General features: G+C 46.5%; 14 protein-coding genes. 6 read left to right on the top strand and 8 right to left on the bottom strand.

Going from position 1 to position 23,244, the window contains the following annotated elements; translation table 11 throughout:
* Positions 1 to 9: 9 nt before the first annotated feature.
* Both IX95_RS19925 and nudF read right to left on the bottom strand, forming a co-directional pair.
* Positions 10 to 450, bottom strand: a complete 441-nt coding sequence (locus IX95_RS19925; protein WP_038163453.1) for a DUF1249 family protein — start codon at positions 448 to 450, stop codon at positions 10 to 12.
* Positions 438 to 1,067 (bottom strand): ADP-ribose diphosphatase, encoded by a 630-nt coding sequence (gene nudF, locus IX95_RS19920; RefSeq protein ID WP_038163451.1) that lies wholly within the window; start codon positions 1,065 to 1,067, stop codon positions 438 to 440. Before nudF ends, IX95_RS19925 begins: the two co-directional genes overlap by 13 nt.
* A gap of 233 nt (positions 1,068 to 1,300) precedes the next feature.
* On the opposite strand from nudF, the gene tolC reads away from it, so the two are divergent.
* Positions 1,301 to 2,626 (top strand): outer membrane channel protein TolC, encoded by a 1,326-nt coding sequence (gene tolC, locus IX95_RS19915; RefSeq protein WP_019274478.1) that lies wholly within the window; start codon positions 1,301 to 1,303, stop codon positions 2,624 to 2,626.
* Between the two features lie 79 nt (positions 2,627 to 2,705).
* Here the strand turns inward: tolC and IX95_RS19910 are convergent, their stop codons facing one another.
* The 4 genes from IX95_RS19910 to IX95_RS19895 form a co-directional block, all read right to left on the bottom strand.
* Positions 2,706 to 3,152, bottom strand: a complete 447-nt coding sequence (locus IX95_RS19910) for a hypothetical protein (RefSeq protein ID WP_038163449.1) — start codon at positions 3,150 to 3,152, stop codon at positions 2,706 to 2,708.
* A 5-nt stretch (positions 3,153 to 3,157) separates the two neighbouring features.
* Complete coding sequence (gene arcB, locus IX95_RS19905) at positions 3,158 to 5,497, bottom strand: aerobic respiration two-component sensor histidine kinase ArcB (protein ID WP_038163446.1); 2,340 nt, start codon at positions 5,495 to 5,497, stop codon at positions 3,158 to 3,160.
* 81 nt (positions 5,498 to 5,578) lie between these two features.
* Positions 5,579 to 7,327 carry a sensor domain-containing diguanylate cyclase gene (locus tag IX95_RS19900; protein WP_006958039.1) on the bottom strand — a complete coding sequence of 583 codons (1,749 nt, stop codon included), beginning with the start codon at positions 7,325 to 7,327 and terminating at the stop codon, positions 5,579 to 5,581.
* A gap of 47 nt (positions 7,328 to 7,374) precedes the next feature.
* The gene (locus IX95_RS19895) at positions 7,375 to 8,334 is read right to left on the bottom strand and encodes a TIGR01212 family radical SAM protein (RefSeq protein WP_038163442.1); all 960 of its coding nucleotides are present in this window, start codon (positions 8,332 to 8,334) and stop codon (positions 7,375 to 7,377) included.
* 534 nt (positions 8,335 to 8,868) lie between these two features.
* Between IX95_RS19895 and gltB (IX95_RS19890) the strand changes: the two genes are divergently transcribed.
* The 5 genes from gltB (IX95_RS19890) to IX95_RS19870 all read left to right on the top strand — a co-directional run bounded on the left by gltB (IX95_RS19890) (position 8,869) and on the right by IX95_RS19870 (position 21,753).
* The gene (gene gltB / locus IX95_RS19890; protein ID WP_038163440.1) at positions 8,869 to 13,419 is read left to right on the top strand and encodes a glutamate synthase large subunit; all 4,551 of its coding nucleotides are present in this window, start codon (positions 8,869 to 8,871) and stop codon (positions 13,417 to 13,419) included.
* Positions 13,419 to 14,888: a glutamate synthase subunit beta gene (locus IX95_RS19885; protein WP_038163438.1), complete on the top strand. Its 1,470-nt coding sequence runs from the start codon at positions 13,419 to 13,421 to the stop codon at positions 14,886 to 14,888. The genes gltB (IX95_RS19890) and IX95_RS19885 overlap by 1 nt, the downstream gene beginning before the upstream one ends.
* A 433-nt stretch (positions 14,889 to 15,321) precedes the next feature.
* On the top strand, positions 15,322 to 19,785 hold the full coding sequence (gltB, locus tag IX95_RS19880) for a glutamate synthase large subunit (protein WP_038163437.1): 4,464 nt from the start codon (positions 15,322 to 15,324) through the stop codon (positions 19,783 to 19,785).
* Positions 19,786 to 19,805: 20 nt separating this feature from the next.
* Positions 19,806 to 21,218 carry an FAD-dependent oxidoreductase gene (locus IX95_RS19875; RefSeq protein WP_038163434.1) on the top strand — a complete coding sequence of 471 codons (1,413 nt, stop codon included), beginning with the start codon at positions 19,806 to 19,808 and terminating at the stop codon, positions 21,216 to 21,218.
* A gap of 106 nt (positions 21,219 to 21,324) precedes the next feature.
* Positions 21,325 to 21,753 (top strand): DUF1499 domain-containing protein, encoded by a 429-nt coding sequence (locus IX95_RS19870; protein WP_038163431.1) that lies wholly within the window; start codon positions 21,325 to 21,327, stop codon positions 21,751 to 21,753.
* 53 nt (positions 21,754 to 21,806) lie between these two features.
* Here the strand turns inward: IX95_RS19870 and truB are convergent, their stop codons facing one another.
* Positions 21,807 to 22,742 (bottom strand): tRNA pseudouridine(55) synthase TruB, encoded by a 936-nt coding sequence (truB, locus tag IX95_RS19865; protein WP_038163427.1) that lies wholly within the window; start codon positions 22,740 to 22,742, stop codon positions 21,807 to 21,809.
* Positions 22,742 to 23,155, bottom strand: a complete 414-nt coding sequence (gene rbfA / locus IX95_RS19860; RefSeq protein WP_006958047.1) for a 30S ribosome-binding factor RbfA — start codon at positions 23,153 to 23,155, stop codon at positions 22,742 to 22,744. Before rbfA ends, truB begins: the two co-directional genes overlap by 1 nt.
* Positions 23,156 to 23,244: the final 89 nt, after the last annotated feature.

The raw sequence follows: 23,244 nt of genomic DNA, 5'->3' as shown, positions 1-23,244 counted from the left end.
ACTAAAAACCTAAATATTGATCGGCGTCCGGCTGATACCATGCCTTAAACAAAAAGATAACCAATCCCCTAAAAAGCGGTTCAGTTGCACTTTTTCATCTTGTTGAACCATCTTGTCATTGGGGTACTCGTATCGAGCGTTGACTCTTTTTAGGTGCTCACATTCACACACTTCTGCAACGCGAGCATCGTGGTAGAGCCTGACAGACATTTTTGGTAATGGAAATACCGGGATATCATCACTTTGACAAATATCGACCAAAGTTGTGTACTTTGTGACTTCGCCCACTTGAATTTGATAGGTCATATTGGCGGCCTGATAGCAGCGCACGTCGCCCACCTTTGCCCGATGAGGAAGCAAAGCATTGAGCTTGGCGTAATTGGTTTCATAAGTCCGCATCAAATCTGATAAATCAACATGATACGGCTTTTTTACTGCTACTTGTGCCATTGTTCTCTTAACGATTGGTGGTTTAGCTGCAACCATTGCAGTGCAATAATCGAAGCGCCATTTTCAAATTTACCTTCAACAACCCATTGATAAGCCGTCTCACGGCTCACCACATGAACTCGAATATCCTCACCTTCATAGTCTAAACCATGAATTCCGTGAGCGGTTGAAGCATCCACTTTTCCCACGTATACATCCAGCTTTTCTGAGCACCCACCTGAGGACGGATAATAAGATGTGACTTTAGTTAACTCCTCAACCGAGATCCCTGCCTCTTCAGAGGCTTCACGGCGCACTACTTGCTCTGGTGATTCATCGGTATCAATAATGCCCGCAACGATTTCCAGCTGCCATGGATGGGCGTGCTCCAAAGCACCGACACGGATTTGCTCAATCAGCACGACCTGATCACTCACCGGGTCATACGGTAGCAACGCAGCAGCATGACCACGCTCAAACATCTCCCGCTCAATCACCTCACTCCAACCGCCTTCGAACAATTTATGTCGGAAGCGATACTTAATCATCCTAAAAAAGCCCTTAAATAGAATTTCTTTTGAGATAATTTCTACATCTTGTGGAGTAAATTCACTTTGTTGATTGTCAGATAGTTGCATTTGGCACCTCAGTGAGTGAATCTTATAGTTTACTCAGACAAAAGCTTAACTTCCAAGGACATGGCTCAACTTTTTATACAAATTTTGTATTCTGAGTTAAATTGATGAATAAAATATATTGCACAAGTGGATAGTTAAGTGTAAAAATTTGCAAAGTTTTGCGTGAATTAGCATCAGTATGAGTTAAACTCTCGATGAGTCACCTTTTTCATATTTTGGCAGGAATAGGACCTATGAAAAAACTGCTTCCACTATTTATCAGTGCAGCATTAGGCAGCTTAAGCACCAACGCTTTTGCTGACACACTGACGGAAATTTATAACCAAGCAAAAGAAAACGACCCAACATTACTTAGCGCAGCAGCTACCCGCGATTCTGCATTTGAAGCGGTGACTTCTAGCCGTGCCACCTTGCTACCTCAAATCAGCTTAACCGCAGCTTATGACATAAACCGAGGTGAGCGTAACAGCGAGACAAACGATTCTGACGCGTGGAATGCGGCTGTTGGCTTTACCCAAGAGCTATATAAACGTTCCAGTTGGATAACGCTAGATACAGCAGAAAAAACCGCTCGTAGAGCTGACGCCACTTATGCAGCAGCACAGCAAGCTCTTATCTTGCGAGTAGCGACAGCCTACTTTGATGTACTAAAGGCCCAGGATAACCTAGTGTTTGTTCAGGCAGAAAAAGCCGCGGTAGGCCGCCAATTAGAGCAAACTAAGCAACGTTTTGAAGTTGGTTTGTCAGCAATCACTGACGTACATGATGCACAAGCACAGTACGACTCAGTGTTAGCAGATGAAGTACTAGCACAGAATGATTTGATCAACAGCTACGAAGGCTTGCGTGAAATTACAGGCTTAGAGCACACGAATCTGAATATATTAGATATTGCACGTTTCTCAGCGAGCAAGACAGATGCCCCTGTTGACGCTTTGGTGGAAGAAGCACAACAGAAGAACTTAAGCTTACTTTCATCACGCATCGCGCAGGATATTGCTAAAGATAATATTTCTCTGCAGAGCTCAGGGCACCTACCTTCATTGACCTTAGATGGCAACTATACGCTCGCAGAGCAAATGAATAGTACACCTAGCTCTGGGGATTTTGATTCAGACGGCTTCAATGTCGGCCTAAACCTTTCGGTGCCTCTTTACACAGGTGGTTCAACAACCTCCCTGACTAAACAAGCAGAGTTTGACTATGTTGCTGCAAGCCAAGATTTAGAAGCTACTTACCGTAGTGTCGTTAAAGACGTGCGCGCCTTTAACAACAACATCAGTGCTTCGATTGGTGCACTACGCGCTTATGAGCAAACTGTGGTTTCGGCTAAATCTGCTTTAGAAGCAACAGAAGCAGGCTTCGATGTAGGTACCCGTACTATCGTCGACGTTCTTGACTCTACTCGTAACTTGTACGATGCAAACAAGAACCTATCTAACGCACGTTACGATTACATCCTAAGTGTGTTGCAGCTTCGTCAAGCTGTCGGCACGTTGAGTGAGCAAGATATCCTAGATATCAACGCAGGCCTCAAAGAAGCCCCAGCTAACAGCTAACAGCTAACAGCTAACACTGAAAAGTAAAAAGGTTGATGCTTTCGCATCAACCTTTTTTCATTCTTGGCTAACTCAGTAACTAGTATACGGTGTCTATCACCACATCTTTTTCTACTAGCCACTCTACTTTGTCGCCGTTCTTAAGCATCAATGCGACATCGACTGGCTTGTCTGCATCCACCGCGAATTGCCACACAAAGGCAACTTCCCAATGGCTTTGATTATGAGTGCGTAAGTCGAGTAAATCACCATCAATAATCCAGCTATCTTCTCCCTGCTTAATTGAGATGCTCTCCACTTCCAGAGTCGCTGGCAACACTTTGTCTGACTGCAGATACAGGGCACCATGAAGCGTTTGATCTTGCACTTCACCTAAGGTCGGCATTTTATTCAGCCAAAGATTACTCTTTAAACTAACCGTCGCGTCTTCAACCTCGGTCTGGTTGTCTTGCTCCCAACCGACTGGCGCGGTTGAACACCCAGCTAAAAGCGCTGCGCCCAGCGCTACTAATGCTATTTTTTTCATTGTTATCACCTTTGAGCCAACCACTCTTTCAGAGTCTGAATATCATTCTGATATTCATTCTTTATTTCTTCAACCCAGTCATCGATGTTTTCCCACCAAGCGGGTAAATCCGGTGACTGTGCTTTCTGAGCAACTTTCTGAATGTGCTTAAGGCCAATAGAACCCGCTGCACCTTTAATCTTGTGCGCTTCAGAAACAATGCCTTCTTGATGTTTTGCCGTCATATTGGAATTCAGCACTTCGACGTATTCAGGCATCATATTTTCAAACATTTCAATGCTATCCAGCACAGGCTGTGAGCCGACGATCCCTACGTAGGACTCCAACATATCCAGATCTAGAACTCGACTAAACAAGTCATTGCCTTCTGAACTTTCCACCACAGTGACAGGCTCTGGCTGTTGATAATCTTCATCCGAAGTAAACTTGGCAATCACTTCCTGAACCGCGGTCACCGATAGTGGTTTGCTAATCGCATCGTCCATGCCTTTTTCAAGATACTCATTTTTATTCTTCAGTACATTGGCTGTAAGGGCGACCAAAGGCGGCAAATCTTTATAAGTTTTACGATAAAATTCAGCAACATCAAAACCTGTCATATCCGGAAGCTGTATATCGAGGAAAGCCAGATCATAGATCTCCGGATCAAACATTTCGATAGCATCTTGCCCCGTCATTGCCACGCTAACTTCATGCCCCATACTCTCAAGTAACGAGCGAGCGACAGTAATATTCAGCTCAATATCTTCAACCATGAAGATATTGAGTTCCTTACGCTCAGCCGGAAACACTTCAGGCTCTTCTTCGACCACAGAGAGTGGGACATGAATGGTCACCGTAAAGGTACTACCAAAGCCTTCTTCACTACTGACCGTAATATCCCCATCCATCATCTTGATCAACTGCTTAGACACCGCAAGACCAATCCCAGTACCAACGGCATGTAGATTATCTTTACCCGATTTGACCTGATAATACATCGCAAAGATCTTGTCTAATTCCGCTTCAGGGATCCCAATACCACTGTCTTCGATTTCCATCGTGATGTTGGCATACTCTTCGTCGACTTCAGCTTCTACGGTCATTACGACGCCACCTTCTTTGGTGAACTTCATCGCATTACTGATCAGATTCCACAACACCTGACGTAGCCTTGTTGCATCGACATCGATAGCAGTAGGCAGATCGCTTAATCGCTCCAGATCAAATCGCAGCCCCTTCTGAGAAGCCATCAAGGCAGAGATACTTTCCATTTCCGCTACAAACTCTTCAAAATTCAGCGAAGAAGGGAACAGCTCCAGTTTGCGGCGATCAAACTTATCCATATCAATAATATCGTTGAAGATATTACCTAGGGTAATCGCGCTGACATTAATAGTTTGCATGTGATTGCGCTGCTCATCCGTCATCTGAGTATCCAACAGCATGCGGCTCAATCCGACAATTCCATTAAGCGGTGTGCGCAGTTCGTGGCTAATGGTTGAAATAAAGGTGGTCTTATCGCGACTGGCTTTTTTCAACGATTCTTCGTGGCGTTTGCGCTCAGTGATATCGCGGCCGAAGCCCACCAGTCCAAGGTGGCGGCCATCTTTGCTATAGAAAGGCACTTTGCGTAACTCAAAATAATTTTTGTGCCCATCTGGATATTCAAGCCACTGTTCGTATGTTAATGCTTGATTATCGGCAAAGACTTTTTCATCCGTATCGACAATCTGTTGAGCGACTTCTTTACTGTAAACATCCCATGGTGTCAGACCGACAAGCTGGTTCTCTTTTTTACCAGTCAACTCTTCCATTGCGCGGTTACAGCCTGAGAAAACGCCATCTGCGTTACGGTAATAAATAAGATCCGGAGAGGCATCAATGAAAGATCGTAGTAAAGCCGTTCGCTCAGCTAACTCTAGCTGAGTTCGCTCACGCTGATAAACCTCATTCTCGAGATCTTTCATCGCTTCTTCACGGGCTTCTTCTGCCTTAATCCTTTCTTCAATCTCTTGGTTCAGCTTTGAGATGTTCTGCTGCAGTTTATGGTTCAGCTCTTGATCTCGTGAGCGCATATCTTTGAGCTTAGAGACTAACTTGGATAATCGCTGGCGGGATTCCTCAAGCTGATCAACCACGACAGAAAGGAAGTAAACAGCCCATGGCGTAATCAATAGACCGAAAAACACTGAGCGAACAATGTCTATGTCATCGACATGTCCACTTAGCACCAAGGTAATGCCAACCTGAACTACAACGGCCAATGCGACAAGAGCCAAAGCAAGAAGAATAGAGAAACGCAAAATGCCAAGCTTGACCAAAAGATCGACATAATACTGAGCGAGGTTTTTTATAGGTTTCATTAGGCGCTCCGTGCGATAAGAATAGGTAAATATTACCTGTTTTCGATACGCGCGGCTAAGAGAACCGAAAGTCTTGGCGGGTTAATTCTCGGATGTGTGATGAACACAAGTCTGATTGCGCCCATTGGCCTTAGCTTGATACAACGCACTGTCGGCTAGAGCAATGAGACTCTCACTATTGTCATAAGGCTGCGGGATCATGGTCACTAGACCAATACTCACGGTTAACACCGTTGAGACTTCAGAAGCTTTGTGCTCCAGAGCCAAACTAGCGATTTCATCATGAATCTTATCCGCCACTTGCTGTGCGCCTTCTGCCGTTGTGTTCGGCAAAATAAAACCAAACTCTTCGCCGCCATACCGAGCGACGCAGTCACTGGTGCGTGATAAGACCGCTTTAAAGACACCTGCGACTTTCATCAACGCTTCATCACCCTCCTGATGACCATAGAAGTCATTGAAACCTTTAAAGTAATCGATATCGCAGAGCATAATACTCAGAGGCTGACGTTCACGGACATGCAAAGGCCACAGAGTAGAGAGTTGTTCGTCAAAACGGCGCCGATTAGAAATTTGTGTCAAGCTGTCAATAAAGCTCAGGCGCTCTAGCTCTAGGTTTGCCTCTTCCAGTTTTTGTGCGGCAAGATAACGTTCAGAGACATCCCTCGCCATAATTAACACACCATTAGTTCCTGAAGCAGGATCGCGGAAAGGAGATTTAACAACGTCATACCAAGTAAATTCGCCATTGCTGTTAATTGCTTTATCGATATAGCGCAATGACTTTCCTTCGTATAGCACCTTTTGATCCGTTTCCGACAAACGGCTATATACATCATCGGGGATGACATCTTGCAGTCGTTTACCAATAAGCTCATCAACATCGGAAATACCGAGCGCTCGGACAAAAGGCTGATTACACGCTTGATACACCATGTTTTCATTGAAGATACCGATAGAATCAGGGCTCGACTCGAGGATATTCTGCAAAATAGTATCACGCTGAGCCAAAGCGACTTCAGTATCACGGCGCTTTTCCATTTCATCGCGCAAGTTTTGCTGCATGTTGTGCCAATCCGTCACATCATGACTGATGCCGATACTACCCATAGTTTCCCCGGTAGAGGAAATCAATATATTCTGATAGGTTTCAAGTAAGCAGCTACGGCCATCGGCATCCGTTGTCCAACGGCGTTTGTTTGCCCGTCCTTTCACAACACCTTTGATATCGGCACTCCCCTCTTGCGCACGCTCCCCCCAAAAGCGTTCGAAGGCTCGGTTTGTCGAAATCAGTTCACCTTCATTATTTTTGATGAAAACCAGCTCAGCTAAGTTATCCAAAGCACTGCGAACTACAGAGAGTGATTGAATTTCACGTACCATTTCATCGTGAGATGCTTGGTGAGAGGAAACATACAGTAGCCAGGAAATGCGCCCTCGATAAACGGTTTTACGCCCACTAATATCCACTTTTATTCGGGTATTTTTAGAGATGCTCCACTCTATCGGGAAACGATTGAACCCTTCCCCTGCAAACTGACTAATAGTGGACAACAAAAACTCTCGCGAAACCGTATCTGGCAAAAGAAAGGACTTACCTACTCGTCGGATAGCCAACAACTGCATTGCGTTCTTGTTAGAAAGAAGGAGTTTCCCGGACTGCGCTTCAACCAGAATCAAAGCTGTAGGTGCATCTTGAACCAACAACTCTATGTGTTTTTGCAATTGTGAGTAAACAAGCGCAGACAGCACGACAAAGAGTAAAATGACTACAAGGTCAAAACCATGTCCATGGGATGTATCCCATAACCAGTAAAACACCTGCTCCATTCTAATGCTCTATATCTATTAACCTAATACTAAGGTTACAAAAGATATCAGCTTATTGATGAGTTTTCTGTATTTATTGTTGGTTTTACATACACAAAAGGATGACCAATGGATGAACCTTGTGCACCTTCATGCTTAAGCGCATCGCCAATTTTCGTCATTGCTAACCAACGATTTTCACACCATAAAGGGGCAAGCAGAGTTGGGCGCCGGGCTGCCGATGAAACCCGATGAAACACAATCTCGGGTGGTGTCATGCGGATCATTGCGCTAGCAGTATCCACATATTGCTGCAGAGAGGGAGCATTAAGCTTGCCTGCCTTCCAAGCTTTAGCCATGGTACTACCTTCAACAATGTGCAAACTGTGAAGTTTGATCCCATCAGTTCCAACATCAATAACTTTACGCATCGTATCAATGTTATCTTGGTGAGTTTCTTTCGGTAGGCCAACTATCAAGTGGGTACAGACTTTAATACCTAAAGCTCTCGCTCGTTTGGCGATGCTAGCATAACAATTAAAATCATGGCCGCGATTTATACGCTTCAGGGTATCATTGTTCGCAGTCTGAAGACCGAGCTCTAGCCAGATCTCGAAACCTTCTCGTACATAACCAGACAGCAACTCCAATACAGCATCAGGCACACAATCTGGCCGTGTACCAACACACAGGCCCACAATATCGGCCGTTTTTATTGCCTGCTCGTACATACTCTTCAGAGTCTGAACTTCAGCATACGTACTGGTATATGCTTGAAAGTAAGCTAAATACTTCTTAGCCCTATGTACTTCCCCTGCACGATCTTTAAGTTGTTCAAGAATACTCTTTGTCTGAGTTTCTTCGTCTGCAAACGATGCAACATTACAGAAAGTACATCCCCCTCGACCTATGGTGCCATCTCTATTTGGGCAGCTAAAACCGCCATGTAACGTCAGTTTGTGGACTCTCTCGCCATAACGACGCTGAAGATCTTGTCCAATCGTATTAACCAGCTCATGTAACTGCATAGTTTTTTCACAACACAAACAATAATGAATATCATTTCCATTAATGTAATTAAATTACAGCAATGAAAAATTTGGAGGTGAAAATCTAGCGATTTAAAACAGAAAGGAAGTTATTCAAAGTCAATAAACATGCACAAAATGGAGAACAAAACTCAATTGTTAAGCAAAAGTTAAACATAATACCTATAACAACGGCTAAAAAAGTACTCTGCTAACTCGAATTTTGATTGCAATTCATCCTGACAAAATTGTAGGATAATTTCAGATTTTAGTTTTATTTGTGTAATAAATTACATATTTAGTTGCTAAAACATCGGTGTTTTCCAGCTCCCACCTATATAAATCACTAGATTGTGATACAAAAAACATGGATTTCACCAAGGATTGTTTTTCTCGCAATATTTTTCCTGCGAGATACGGAATGGAATCAAAGTCGCCAACCTAGGCAGGCTGCGAATCATAAAAATAAAGGACTGGACGCAAAACTAGTATCGGCTAGTACATTTGCGTCTACTGAACTGGAAGGATGTATCTATGGTAGATAGAGAGCAAAGTTCACAGGGTCTGTATACTCCTGAACTGGAGCATGACGCTTGTGGTATCGGTTTTGTTGCTCACCTCAAAAACCGTAAATCGCACGAAGTAGTAACTCAAGCATTGGATATGCTGGCACGAATGGAACACCGTGGTGGTCAAGGTTGTGACCCATGCAGCGGTGATGGTGCGGGTATCTTGCTACAAAAACCTCATGAATTCCTATTAGAAGAAGCCGTTAAGTTAGGCATTAAACTGCCTTCGTTTGAAAAGTATGGTGTTGGTGTCGTTCTTTTCCCGAAAGACGAGTACAAACGCGAACAATGCCGTGACATTCTAGAACGTAACGCACAACGTCTAGATCTTGAAGTTATCGGCTACCGCGTATTGCCAACCGATAACTCTATGATCGGTGCAGACCCACTAAGCACAGAACCTCAGTTTGAGCATGTGTTTATCTCTGGTGGCCCTGGCATCACACCTGAAGAGCTTGAACGTAAACTGTACGTGCTTCGTAACTACACTGTGCGTGTTTGCCTAGAAAGCGTTTCGAACATTGGTGACGACTTCTACATTAACTCCATGTCTTACAAGACATTGGTGTACAAAGGTCAGTTAACGACCGAGCAAGTACCTCAGTACTTCCTTGATCTGCAAAACCCGACCATGGTGACTGCACTAGCACTTGTGCACTCTCGTTTCTCCACCAACACCTTCCCGAAATGGCGTCTTGCACAGCCTTTCCGTTACATCGCACACAACGGTGAAATCAATACAGTTCGCGGAAACTTGAACTGGATGAAAGCTCGTGAAGCAATCCTAGAATCAGACCTGTTTACTCAGGCTGAAATCGACATGCTTCTTCCAATCTGTCAGGAAGGCAGCTCGGATTCATCTAACTTTGACATGGCACTTGAGCTCCTAGTTCTTTCTGGTCGTAGCCTGCCACACGCATTGATGATGATGATCCCGGAAGCATGGAAAGAAAACAAAAACATGGATCCTAAACGTCGCGCGTTCTATCAGTACCACGCGAACATCATGGAACCATGGGATGGTCCTGCTTCAGTATGTTTTACTGATGGTGTTCAAGTTGGTGCGACACTAGACCGTAACGGTCTGCGCCCTTCTCGCTACACAGTGACCAAAGATAACTTCCTAGTGATGGCATCTGAATCTGGTGTTGTAGATATTGAACCAGAGAACGTAGAGTTCCGTGGTCGTCTACAACCAGGTCGTATCTTCGTTGCAGACCTAGAGCAAGGTCGCATCATCTCTGATGAAGAAGTGAAAGACACCATTGCAACGGCACAGCCTTACGAGAAGTGGGTAGAAGAAAACCTACTGAGCTTGAAGAAGCTGCCAGATGCGAGCAACCAGTTCAGCCAACCTTCTCCAGAGCGTTTGCTGCATCGTCAGCAAGCTTTCGGTGTGAGCACTGAAGAAGTGAACGAAATCATCGTTCCAATGGCGAATGACGCGAAAGAACCATTATCAGCAATGGGTGCCGACTGGCCTCTTGCGGTTCTATCTCATCAGTCTCAGCACCTTTCAAACTACTTCAAGCAACTGTTCGCACAGGTAACCAACCCACCGATCGACCCGATCCGTGAGCGCATGGTTATGTCGCTGAACACTTACTTGGGTAAAGACCAAAACCTTCTGACTGAAACACCACTTCACTGTCAGAAAGTTGAATTGGAATCGCCTGTTCTGGCGAACTCTGAGCTTGAGAAATTGCGTGCGATCGATAACGAGCACCTACAAGCGAAGACACTGGATATCGTGTTCCAAGCCAATGAAGATCAAGGCAAGCTTGAGCGCGCACTAAAACGTATCTGCCAATACGCAGAAGACGCGGTTATCGATGGTTACTCAATCATCCTACTAACTGACCGTGCAGTGAACTCAAACCATGCGGCGATCCCAGCAATGCTGGCAGTTGGTGCAGTGCACCATCACTTGATCCGTAAAGGCCTACGTGCGAAGTGTGACATCGTGGTTGAAACCGGTGACGCGCGTGAAACGCACCACTTTGCAACGCTACTTGGTTACGGTGCGAATGCGGTTAACCCTTACCTAGTGATTGAAACCATCATTGAACTTCAACGTACGAAGAAGTTGGATCCAGAAGCGAACCCTCGCGATCTGTTCAACAACTACCGTAAAGCGATCAATGGCGGTCTTCTGAAGATCTTCTCGAAGATGGGTATTTCTACGCTACAGTCGTACCATGGTGCGCAAATCTTCGAAGCCTTGGGTATCCATAAGTCTGTTGTAGACAAATACTTCACAGGTACGGTTTCTCGTATCCAAGGTCTCACCCTTGATGATATCGCCAAAGAAGTGCTGATCCGTCACCGCATCGGTTACCCACAACGTGAAATCCCAATTCAAATGCTGGATGTTGGTGGTGTTTACCAATGGAAACAGCGTGGTGAGAAGCACCTATTCAACCCAGAAACCATTTCTCTACTGCAAGAGTCTACGCGCAACAAGAACTACGATCAGTTCAAACAGTACGCGACAGCAGTAGATAAGCAAGGCGACAACGCGGTAACCCTTCGTAGCCAACTTGAGTTCATTAAGAACCCAGCCGGTTCTATCTCTATCGACGAAGTCGAGCCAATTGAAAGCATCGTGAAACGCTTCGCGACGGGTGCAATGTCATTCGGTTCTATTTCTTACGAAGCACACTCCACACTGGCTGTTGCGATGAACCGCCTTGGCGCGAAATCGAACTCTGGTGAAGGTGGTGAAGACCCAATGCGTTTCGAGCGCAAAGACAACGGCGATTGGGAACGCTCTGCAATCAAGCAGGTGGCTTCAGGTCGTTTCGGCGTAACCTCTTACTACCTAACCAACGCTGATGAGCTACAAATCAAGATGGCTCAAGGTGCGAAACCAGGTGAAGGTGGTCAGCTACCAGGCGATAAAGTAGACGACTGGATCGGTGCAACGCGTCACTCAACTCCGGGCGTCGGTCTTATCTCTCCACCGCCACACCACGATATCTACTCAATCGAAGATTTGGCTCAGCTTATCTACGACTTGAAGAACGCGAACCGCGCTGGCCGCGTAAACGTGAAACTGGTATCGGAAGCAGGCGTAGGTACGATCGCTTCTGGTGTAGCGAAAGCGAAAGCGGACGTTGTACTAATCGCAGGTTTCGACGGTGGTACTGGTGCATCACCAATGTCTTCAATCCGTCATACAGGTCTACCTTGGGAACTTGGTTTGGCAGAAACACATCAAACGCTACTGAAGAACGGTCTGCGTAACCGTATCGTGGTTCAAGCGGATGGTCAGATGAAGACACCTCGCGACCTTGCAGTGGCAACACTACTTGGTGCAGAAGAATGGGGCGTGGCAACCGCAGCATTGGTGGTTGAAGGTTGTATCATGATGCGTAAGTGTCATAAGAACACCTGTCCTGTCGGTATCGCGACTCAAAACAAGACGCTTCGTGAGCGCTTTGATGGTCGCGTAGAAGACGTCGTAACCTTCTTCCAATACATGGCACAAGGTCTGCGTGAAATCATGGCTGAACTTGGTTTCCGCACTATCGATGAGATGGTCGGTCAAGGTCAGAAGCTGAAGATTCGCCAAGACGTTTCTCACTGGAAATACAAGAACCTAGATCTGTCTCCTGTTCTCCACGTTGAGCGACCACGTGAAGCTGATGGTATATTCAACCAAGCTCAACAGAACCACAACCTAGAAGAAGTGCTAGACCGTAAGCTGATTCACGCAGCGATTCCTGCACTCGAGAAAGGCGAAGCGGTGAAGGCCGAGTTCCCTATCGTCAACACAGACCGCTCTGCAGGTACCATGTTGTCGAACGAAATCTCGAAAGTGTACAAAGATGCAGGTCTACCTCAGCCAATGAACGTGAAGTTCAAAGGTTCTGCGGGTCAGTCATTTGGTGCATTCCTAGCTAAGGGCGTGAAGTTCGAAGTAGAAGGCGACGCGAACGACTACTGGGGTAAAGGCTTATCTGGCGGTACGTTAGTACTTTACCCAGATGCGAAATCAAGCATTGTCGCGGAAGACAACATCGTGGTTGGTAACGTGTGTTTCTACGGTGCAACTTCGGGTGAGTCTTTCATTCGCGGTATGGCTGGTGAACGTTTCTGTGTTCGTAACTCAGGCGCGAAAGTAGTAGTAGAAGGCGTCGGTGACCACGGTTGTGAATACATGACTGGCGGTGCAGCAATTATCCTTGGTTCAACAGGTCGTAACTTTGCCGCAGGTATGAGTGGCGGCGTGGCTTACGTATGGGATAAATCAGGTGACTTTGAGTCAAAGCTGAACCCAGAGCTAGTAGACCTAGATCCAATCGAGCAAGAAGACAGAGATCTCTTACTCGACATGCTAACTAAGCATGTTCAATTCACAGGAAGTGAAGTCGCTCAGTCTTTCCTAGACAACTTTGAAGCAAGCCTAGCCTCTATGGTTAAGGTAATGCCGCGTGACTACAAAGCGGTTCTTCAAAAGCGTAAAGCTGAAGCACAGTCTCAAGGAAACGAAACTCAAGTGGAGGCCGTATAATGGGTAAGCCTACTGGATTTTTAGAGCATGGTCGTGAACTGCCACAGAAGATCGACCCAGCGGAACGTATCAAGAACAACAAAGAGTTTGTTCTGAACGAAGAGTTTGGTGACAAGATCAATACTCAAGCTTCTCGTTGTATGGATTGTGGTGTGCCGTTTTGTCATAACGGCTGCCCTATCGGTAACATCATCCCTGAGTTTAACGACGCGGTTTATCGTGATAGCTGGGAAGAAGCATGGAACATTCTAAGCTCGACGAATAACTTCCCAGAGTTTACTGGTCGTGTTTGCCCTGCTCCATGTGAAAGTGCTTGTGTACTTGGCATCAACCAAGACCCAATCACTATCTGTAATATCGAGAAAACCATCGTAGAAACGGCGTATCGTGAAGGATACGCTAAACCAAAAACACCGCGTTCTCGAACTGGAAAAACAGTGGCAATCATCGGCTCAGGTCCTTCTGGTCTAGCCGCTGCTGAGCAGCTAAACAGCGCTGGCCATTCCGTGACGGTATTCGAACGTGATGAAAAAGTCGGTGGCCTGCTACGTTTTGGTATCCCAGATTTCAAACTGGGCATGGACGTGATTGATCGTAAGATCAACTTGATGGCAGACGCTGGCATCGAATTCAAAGTCAACCAACATGTTGGTGTTGATGTGAATGCCCAGCAACTACGTCAAGAGTTTGATGTAGTTCTACTGACAGGTGGCTCGACAGTGCCACGTGATTTACCTGTTCCAGGCCGTGATCTAAAAGGTGTTCACTTCGCGATGGAATTCCTGGGTCAAAACAACCGTCGCGCCAACGACATGGATCTTAAGACCGAAGAGATCCACGCGAAAGGCAAACACGTTGTCGTCATTGGTGGCGGTGATACTGGTTCTGACTGTGTGGGTACTTCTAACCGTCATGGCGCAGCAAGCATCACTCAAGTTGAAATCATGCCGATTCCACCGGAGAAGCGCCCAGCAAACATGCCTTGGCCACAATACCCAATGATTATGCGCACCTCGACGTCACACGAGGAAGGTGTCGATCGCCATTGGAATATCTTAACCAAAGAATTCATCGGCAACGACCAAGGTCAGGTAACGGGTCTACGTATTGCAGACATCGTATGGCAAGAAGCGAAGCCAGGTGAGCGTCCAAACTTCAATGAAGTAGAAGGCAGCGAGCGTGTAATCCCGTGTGATATGGCATTTCTAGCGATGGGCTTCCTTCACCCAGAACCAACTGGTGTGCTTGCACAACTGGATATCTCGCTGGATGATCGCGGTAACGTAGCAACTCAAGGTTTTGCTACTAACCAAAAAGGCGTATTTGCTGCTGGTGATATGCGTACAGGCCAATCATTAGTCGTACGCTGTATCAATGAAGGTCGAGAGTGCGCGCGTGCGATCGATGCTTACCTAATGGGTGGAACTCATCTTGAAGCTAAAGCCGATTCATTGATGCTATCAGCGTAAACCGAATGAACCCCAGAATCAGGCAACAATGAATGATTCTGGGTATCAAACGAATAACTAATCAATCCTTCCAAACTTTCCATCTTGACCAGCACATTGTGCTGGTCTTTTTTATATCCACCGAATTCAATTGTTGCAAAAATGTAACAATCAAAAACCTATACATATGATATATAAGTACTTTTCTAGGTTATTGCTTGGTAAATCGAACATTGACGTGATATTTCACCAAAAACTTGACCTTTTCTATCATAAGCTATACGTTGTGAAGTCGATGAAAATGATTTCGTCTTATTTTGTAAAATAATAACAAAAGATTTTGTGTATATTTATGCAGAATTTAACAATTTGAAAGCATAGTTAGTCATAAATACCAACCCTTTTAATGTTGGTAGTTCTGTCTGGAAGACAGAGAAGCAAAGGGAGAATTGCAATGGCTTTATATGATCCTAGTCTTGAAAAAGACAACTGTGGATTTGGTTTGATCGCCCACATGGAAGGACAACCAAGTCACAAACTGGTTCGTACAGCAATTTCGGCATTGGATCGCATGACCCACCGAGGCGGTATCGCCGCTGATGGTAAAACCGGTGATGGTTGTGGTCTTCTATTACAAAAGCCCGACTCATATTTACGCCTCATCGCTGAAGAAAACGGCTTCAACCTCGGTAAGCAATACGCTGTAGGTATGATGTTTTTCAGCCAAGACCCAGTCAAAGCACAATCCGCTAAAGACATCATCAATAAAGAGTTAGCTCAGGAAACACTAACCGTTTCGGGTTGGCGTGACGTGCCGACCAACTCAGATGTTTTAGGCCCGATCGCACTGGATTCGTTACCTAACATTCAACAAGTGTTCATTTCAGCTCCAGCAGGCTGGCGTGAGCGCGACATTGAGCGTCGTTTGTATATCGCACGCCGTCGCATAGAAAAGCAAATCACACAAGACAGTGATTTTTATATCTGCAGCCTGTCCACACAGGTGATTGTATATAAAGGTCTGTGTATGCCTGCAGACTTACCACGCTTTTACCTCGATCTTGCAGATTTACGCATGGAATCGGCTATTTGCTTGTTCCACCAGCGTTTTTCAACAAATACCCAACCACGTTGGCCGCTTGCTCAACCGTTTCGCTATCTGGCACACAATGGTGAAATCAACACCATTGAAGGCAACCGCCAGTGGGCACGCGCTCGTGCATACAAATTCGCTTCGCCACTACTGCCTGATCTGCAAACGGCAGCTCCATTTGTTAACGAAACGGGCTCTGATTCTTCCAGTCTTGACAATATGCTCGATCTTTTCCTCGCGGGGGGGATGGACGTCTTCCGCGCGATGAGAATGCTGGTGCCGCCTGCATGGCAGAACCACCCGGATATGGATCCGGACTTGCGTGCGTTCTATGACTTCAACTCTAAACACATGGAGCCATGGGATGGCCCTGCCGGCATCGTATTGTCTGATGGTCGTTATGCAGCGTGTAACCTAGATCGTAATGGCCTGCGCCCAGCTCGTTATGTGATCACCAAAGATCAGCTCATCACGCTGGCGTCAGAAGTGGGTATCTGGGATTACGCCCCCGACGAAGTGGCAGAAAAAGGCCGTGTTGGACCGGGCGAATTGTTGGTCGTTGACACACGCCGCGGGAAATTGTGGCAATCAAGTGAAATTGATAACGATCTAAAAGGTCGCCACCCATATAAAGAGTGGATGGACAACAACGTCCATAAGCTCACACCATTTGCTCAATTGCCTGAAGATCAGGTAGGTGAGCGCAATTTTGACAGCGATTTGCTCAAGACCTATCAGAAGCAATTCGCTATGACAAACGAAGAAGTCGATCAAGTCCTTAGAGTGCTTGGTGATATGGGTCAAGAAGCCGTTGGCTCTATGGGAGATGATACCCCGATGGCCGTTCTTTCTTCTAAAGAGCGCCTAGTTACCGACTACTTCCGTCAGAAATTTGCTCAGGTCACCAACCCACCGATTGACCCGTTGCGTGAAAAACACGTCATGTCATTAGCGACCAGTGTTGGCCAAGAAATGAACGTGTTCTGCGAAACCGACGGGCACGCTCATCGCGTAACTTTTGATTCGCCGGTACTGCTTTATTCAGACATGCAGCAACTGCTCGAACTGGCTGATGCGCACTACCGTAACACCATCTTAGATATCAATTACGATCCTGAGAGAAAAGACCTAAAACAAGCGATCAACGACTTATGTGACCAAGCAGTCGATGTTGTGCGTGAAGGGACTGTATTGGTGGTTTTATCTGATCGCGCGTTAGTGAAAGGCAAGCTGCCGATTCCTGCGGCGATGGCAGTAGGCGCGGTGCAAACACGTTTGATTGAAGAGAATCTTCGTTGTGATGCCAACATTATTGTCGAGACAGCCACTGCTCGCGATCCACATCAGTTTGCTGTCCTACTTGGATTTGGTGCAACAGCGGTTTACCCATATTTGGCTTATGAAGCCTTAGGTAAACTGATTGATGATGGTGCGCTTGAAAAAAGCTACCGCGATGTGATGCAAAACTATCAATATGGCATCAACAAAGGCCTCTACAAGATCATGTCCAAAATGGGCATATCCACTGTTGCCTCTTACCGTTGTTCACAACTGTTTGAAGCGGTGGGTCTGAGTGAAGATGTCGTCGAACTTTGCTTCCGCGGGGTCACGACTCGTATCCAAGGCGCCAGCTTCGACGACTTCCAGCAAGACTTGTTTAACCTTTCACGTAAAGCTTGGGCTAAACGTAAAGCCATTGAACATGGTGGTTTACTGAAATATGTCCATGGCGGCGAGTATCATGCCTATAACCCGGATGTCGTTGGCACATTGCAACAGGCCGTCAAATCCGGTGAGAGTGGTGATTATCAAAGTTTTGCCAAACAAGTAAACCAACGTCCGGTTGCGATGTTGCGAGACTTGATGACGCTGAAAAAATCTGCGAAGCCGCTACCACTAGAACAGGTCGAACCAAGCACTGAACTATTTAAACGCTTTGACTCTGCCGCAATGTCCATTGGCGCTCTGAGCCCAGAAGCTCATGAAGCTTTGGCAACTGCAATGAACCGCCTCGGTGGCTATTCAAATTCAGGTGAAGGTGGCGAAGATCCACGTCGCTTCGGTACAGAGCGTAACTCTCGTATTAAACAGATTGCCTCGGGTCGATTTGGTGTGACCCCGCATTACCTAACCAATGCCGACGTACTGCAAATCAAGGTCGCGCAGGGTGCAAAACCGGGTGAAGGTGGTCAGCTTCCAGGGCATAAGGTTACAGCGGAAATCGCTAAGCTACGTTATTCGGTACAAGGCGTCACGCTGATCTCTCCGCCGCCGCACCACGATATCTATTCGATTGAAGATTTAGCTCAGCTGATCTTCGACCTAAAACAGGTCAACCCAAACGCCTTAGTATCAGTCAAACTGGTTTCTGAACCTGGTGTTGGCACTATTGCCACTGGTGTGGCAAAAGCGTATGCAGACCTGATCACCATCTCAGGCTATGACGGGGGGACTGCTGCCAGCCCACTGACATCGGTAAAATACGCAGGTTGCCCTTGGGAGCTAGGCCTTGCCGAAACTCAACAAGCACTTGTGGCTAACGGGCTTCGTCACAAGATTCGCCTTCAAGTGGATGGCGGTCTAAAAACAGGTTTAGACGTTGTAAAAGCCGCGATACTCGGCGCTGAAAGCTTCGGCTTTGGAACAGCCCCTATGGTAGCGATGGGCTGTAAGTTCCTGCGCATTTGTCACCTCAATAACTGCGCAACTGGCGTCGCCACTCAAGACGAAATGCTACGCAAAGAATTCTTTAAAGGTCTACCTGAGCAAGTGATGAATTACTTTGTAGGTTTGGCTGATGAAGTGCGCGCCTTGCTAGCAGAGCTGGAAGTGGAAAAACTCACCGATCTCATCGGTCGTACTGAACTGCTTGAGACAGTAGAGGGCATGACCGCCAAGCAAACCAAGCTCGACTTAAGCAATATTCTTGAAGCGCCTGTATCACCGGAAGGTCATCCACTATTTTGGACAGAACCTAACACACCGTTTGATAAGGCCGAGTTGAACCAGAAGATCATCGATGATGCCCTTTCAGCCGTCGAGGCACGCGAGTCCGCTAGCTTCTTCTACAACGTCATTAATACCGATCGCTCGATTGGTGCGCGCCTATCCGGTGAAATTGCGAAACGTTATGGAAACCAAGGCTTGGCAGCAACACCCATTAAGCTACATCTTGATGGCACCGCTGGGCAATCATTTGGTGTCTGGAATGCTGGTGGCGTAGAGCAGTATCTCACTGGTGATGCCAATGACTATGTTGGTAAAGGCATGGCTGGGGGCAAGTTGGTCATCAAACCGCATCAGGGAACAGCATTCCGCTGTAATGAAGCCACCATCATTGGCAACACCTGCTTGTACGGTGCAACCGGTGGCAAACTATTTGCTGCAGGTACTGCTGGTGAGCGCTTTGGCGTACGCAACTCTGGAACCATCGCGGTCATAGAAGGCGCAGGCGACAACGCTTGTGAATATATGACTGGCGGTATCGTGGCAATTCTTGGGGCAACCGGAGTCAATTTTGGTGCAGGTATGACAGGCGGCTTTGCCTACGTTCTTGATAAGAACGAAGACTTCCAAGGCCGAGTGAACAATGAATCAGTCGAAGCACTAGCTCTGGCTGATCTCTATATCCATCAGGAACATTTACGTGGCCTGATTGCAGAGCATCTTGAAGAGACAAACTCAGTTCACGCTGAAGATATTCTGGCGAACTTTGATGAATGGATTCCAAAGTTTTATCTGGTGAAACCTAAAGCCGCGGACCTTCGTACCCTGCTTGGTCACCAAAGTCGTAGTGCCGCAGAACTTCGCGTTCAAGCGCAGTAATCATGGAGGATGTTTGAATCATGAGCCAGAACGTATACCAATTTATTGATGTACAACGTGTCGATCCTGCGAAGAAACCGATTAAAGTTCGTAAGATTGAATTCGTCGAAATTTACGAACCCTTTACGAAGCAGCAGGCAACTGCCCAAGCCGATCGCTGTCTCGATTGTGGTAACCCTTACTGCGAGTGGAAGTGCCCAGTGCATAACTACATTCCGCAATGGCTGAAACTGGCCAATGAGGGGCGTATTCTTGAAGCAGCGGAACTATCACATCAGACAAATAGCCTGCCAGAAGTATGCGGCCGAGTCTGCCCACAAGATCGATTGTGTGAGGGTTCTTGTACCCTCAATAACGATTTCGGTGCTGTCACGATTGGTAATATAGAGAAGTACATTACCGACAAAGCGTTTGAAATGGGCTGGAAACCCGATATGTCACAGGTCGAATGGACAGACAAAAAGGTGGCCATTATCGGCGCAGGCCCAGCGGGACTTGCTGCCGCAGATATCTTAGTGCGCAATGGCGTCAAACCTGTTGTTTTCGATCGCTACCCTGAAATCGGTGGCCTACTCACTTTTGGCATCCCATCGTTCAAACTGGAAAAAGGCGTGATGGAAAATCGCCGCCGCATCTTCACTGATATGGGCGTTGAATTTCGCCTCAACGTTGAAGTCGGTCAGGATATAGCGATGCAGCAACTACTCGATGATTATGATGCTGTTTTTCTCGGTGTCGGAACATACAAGTCTATGCGAGCTGGATTAGAAAACGAGGACGCGCCGGGCGTATACGATGCACTGCCGTTTTTGATTTCCAACACCTATAAAGTCATGGACTTGGAAGACACACAACCGTTCGTGGATATGGCAGGTAAAAAAGTGGTCGTGCTCGGGGGTGGTGATACTGCGATGGACTGTGTGCGCACATCAATCCGACAAGGCGCCTCTAACGTCATTTGTGCCTACCGACGTGATGAAGCCAATATGCCCGGCTCTCGTCGAGAAGTGAAAAATGCCAAAGAAGAAGGCGTCGACTTTAAGTTTAACCTTCAACCTTTAGGTGTCGAAGTAGATACCTCTGGCAAAGTGTCGGGTGTGAAAGTGGTTAAAACAGCCCTTGGAGAACCCGATGAAGCCGGACGTCGTCGCCCAGAGCCTGTTGAAGGGAGTGAACATGTTCTGCCAGCAGACGCTGTAATTATGGCGTTTGGATTCCAGCCACATAAGATGGAATGGTTAGCACCTTATGATGTGGAACTCGATCAGTGGGGGAGAATAAAAGCGCCTTCTGAACAAGAGTTTCAGTATCAAACCAGCAATGAAAAAATCTTCGCGGGTGGGGATGCTGTGCGAGGCTCGGACTTAGTCGTGACCGCCATTGATGAAGGACGCAAAGCTGCAGAAGGAATCCTTGATTACCTTGAAGTCTGATAAATGACCATTGATATGAAATTTGGGTTGACGTTTGTGCGTCAACCCTTTTTTATAGTAGCTCTTTAACTAATACACTCAGATTATAACAATAAGGATATTGTGAATGAAAAGGCACGCGCTATTAATCACTTCCGTGATGCTATTATCCGCTTGTAGCCAAGGAGTCCAAACTATGACTGATCGCACCTCATCACCATGTGGTGATAAACCGAACTGTGTTTCCACGCAAGACGACAGAGAAAAACACCAACTCGCTCCGTTCACTCTCACCAGCCACGCCAGTATCGACGTTATTGAAAATGCGGCACTTCAATTACCCGGTGCAAAAACAGCGGTAAAAGAAGAAGGCTATTTGAGGATAGAATGCACATCAAAAATCATGCGCTTTGTTGATGATCTTGAATTACGCATAGAAGGAAACACCTTATTAGTTCGTTCTGAATCCCGCACGGGATACTCAGATTTCGGCGTCAATCGAAAACGCGCTGAGCAACTGAGAGCATTATTGCGTAGCGCGGAGCAGGTTCAGTAACCAGACATAAAAAAACCGAAGCGAACGCTTCGGTTTTTACTATGCCGCGCTATTTAATCGCGAAAAACAACCAGACGCTTAGGCGCAACCTTTCCGTCATCGTTCAATTCCGCAACACCAATAAAGGTACGCTCATCACCAGAGGTCATGCGTAGCGTCCCTTCTGGTACACCAAGAACATACACAGGCTGTCCGTGCTGAACTAAGTCTGTCTGCTCCGCATTTAGGTTCACTTCCGGTAAATCTTCCACCGCAGTGTCCATTGGCAACAGCAATGGGTCGAGTACCTCACGTGGCGCCACTTCATCAGAATGAGCTTGCTCCAGCAATTCATTAAGTTGCTCAAGCGTCACCATTTTTTCGTAAGGATAGTTAGCGACTGCCGTACGACGAAGCATAGTCACGTGTGCACCACAACCAAGCATTTCACCAAGATCATCAACTATCGTGCGGATATAAGTGCCTTTTGAACAATGCACTTCCATCTCAACTTCGTCACCTTCAAAACGGTGTAAGATGATTTCATAAACCGTGATCTTGCGAGCTTCACGCGGGACTTCAATACCTTGACGAGCGTATTCGTATAAAGGCTTACCTTGATACTTGAGCGCGGAAAACATCGATGGCACCTGATCCGATTCACCACGGAACTTGTCAATACATGCTTCCAGTTTCGTCATATCAACATCAACTGGGCGAGTTTCGACAACTTCACCGTCCGAGTCCGACGTATTGGTGCGCTCGCCTAGCTTGGCAATAACACGATAACGCTTATCCGAATCGAGAAGGAACTGCGAAAACTTTGTGGCTTCTCCAAGACAAATTGGCAACATGCCAGTCGCAAGCGGATCCAAAGCGCCAGTATGCCCAGCTTTCTCTGCAAAATAGATGCGTTTGACTTTCTGTAACGCATCATTGGATGAAATACCTGTCGGTTTATCTAACAGGATCACTCCATCAATTGGACGACCTTTACGACGGCGAGCCATTATGCGTTATCCTCTTCCGAGTTTTCGCCATCACGGCCAGCGTCTTGCTGCTTACGTTTGTCTTCACTTACCACTTCGCTGACAAGGTTAGACATACGCATACCTTCAACCAAAGTGTTGTCGTATTCGAAACGAATTTCAGGTGTCAGACGCAGACGAATGCGCTTACCTAGCATCATGCGGATATGAACTTCGTGTTCACGAAGCGCTTTTAAGCATGACTCAGGTGTTTGTTCACCCACACATAAAAAGGTCACGAACACCTTTGCATACGCAAGGTCACGAGACACTTCTACGTCTGAGATAGTAACCATACCCAAGCGTGAATCACGAACTTCACGTTGTAGGATCATGGCCAGTTCTTTTTGCAACTGCTGCGATACTCGCTGCGTGCGGCTAAATTCTTTTGACATATCTTTTCTCTTATTAGAAAGAATGGGGGGATGGATAAATTCCAGCCCCCCATGGCGTATTCAACAACCTATTACCGACGTTCACCATC

Source organism: Vibrio sp. B183 (assembly GCF_000740665.1).
Taxonomy (GTDB): domain Bacteria; phylum Pseudomonadota; class Gammaproteobacteria; order Enterobacterales; family Vibrionaceae; genus Vibrio; species Vibrio coralliilyticus.
The sequence above is the reverse complement of the archived record's forward strand: the minus strand, read 5'-3'. Positions and strand labels throughout refer to the sequence as shown.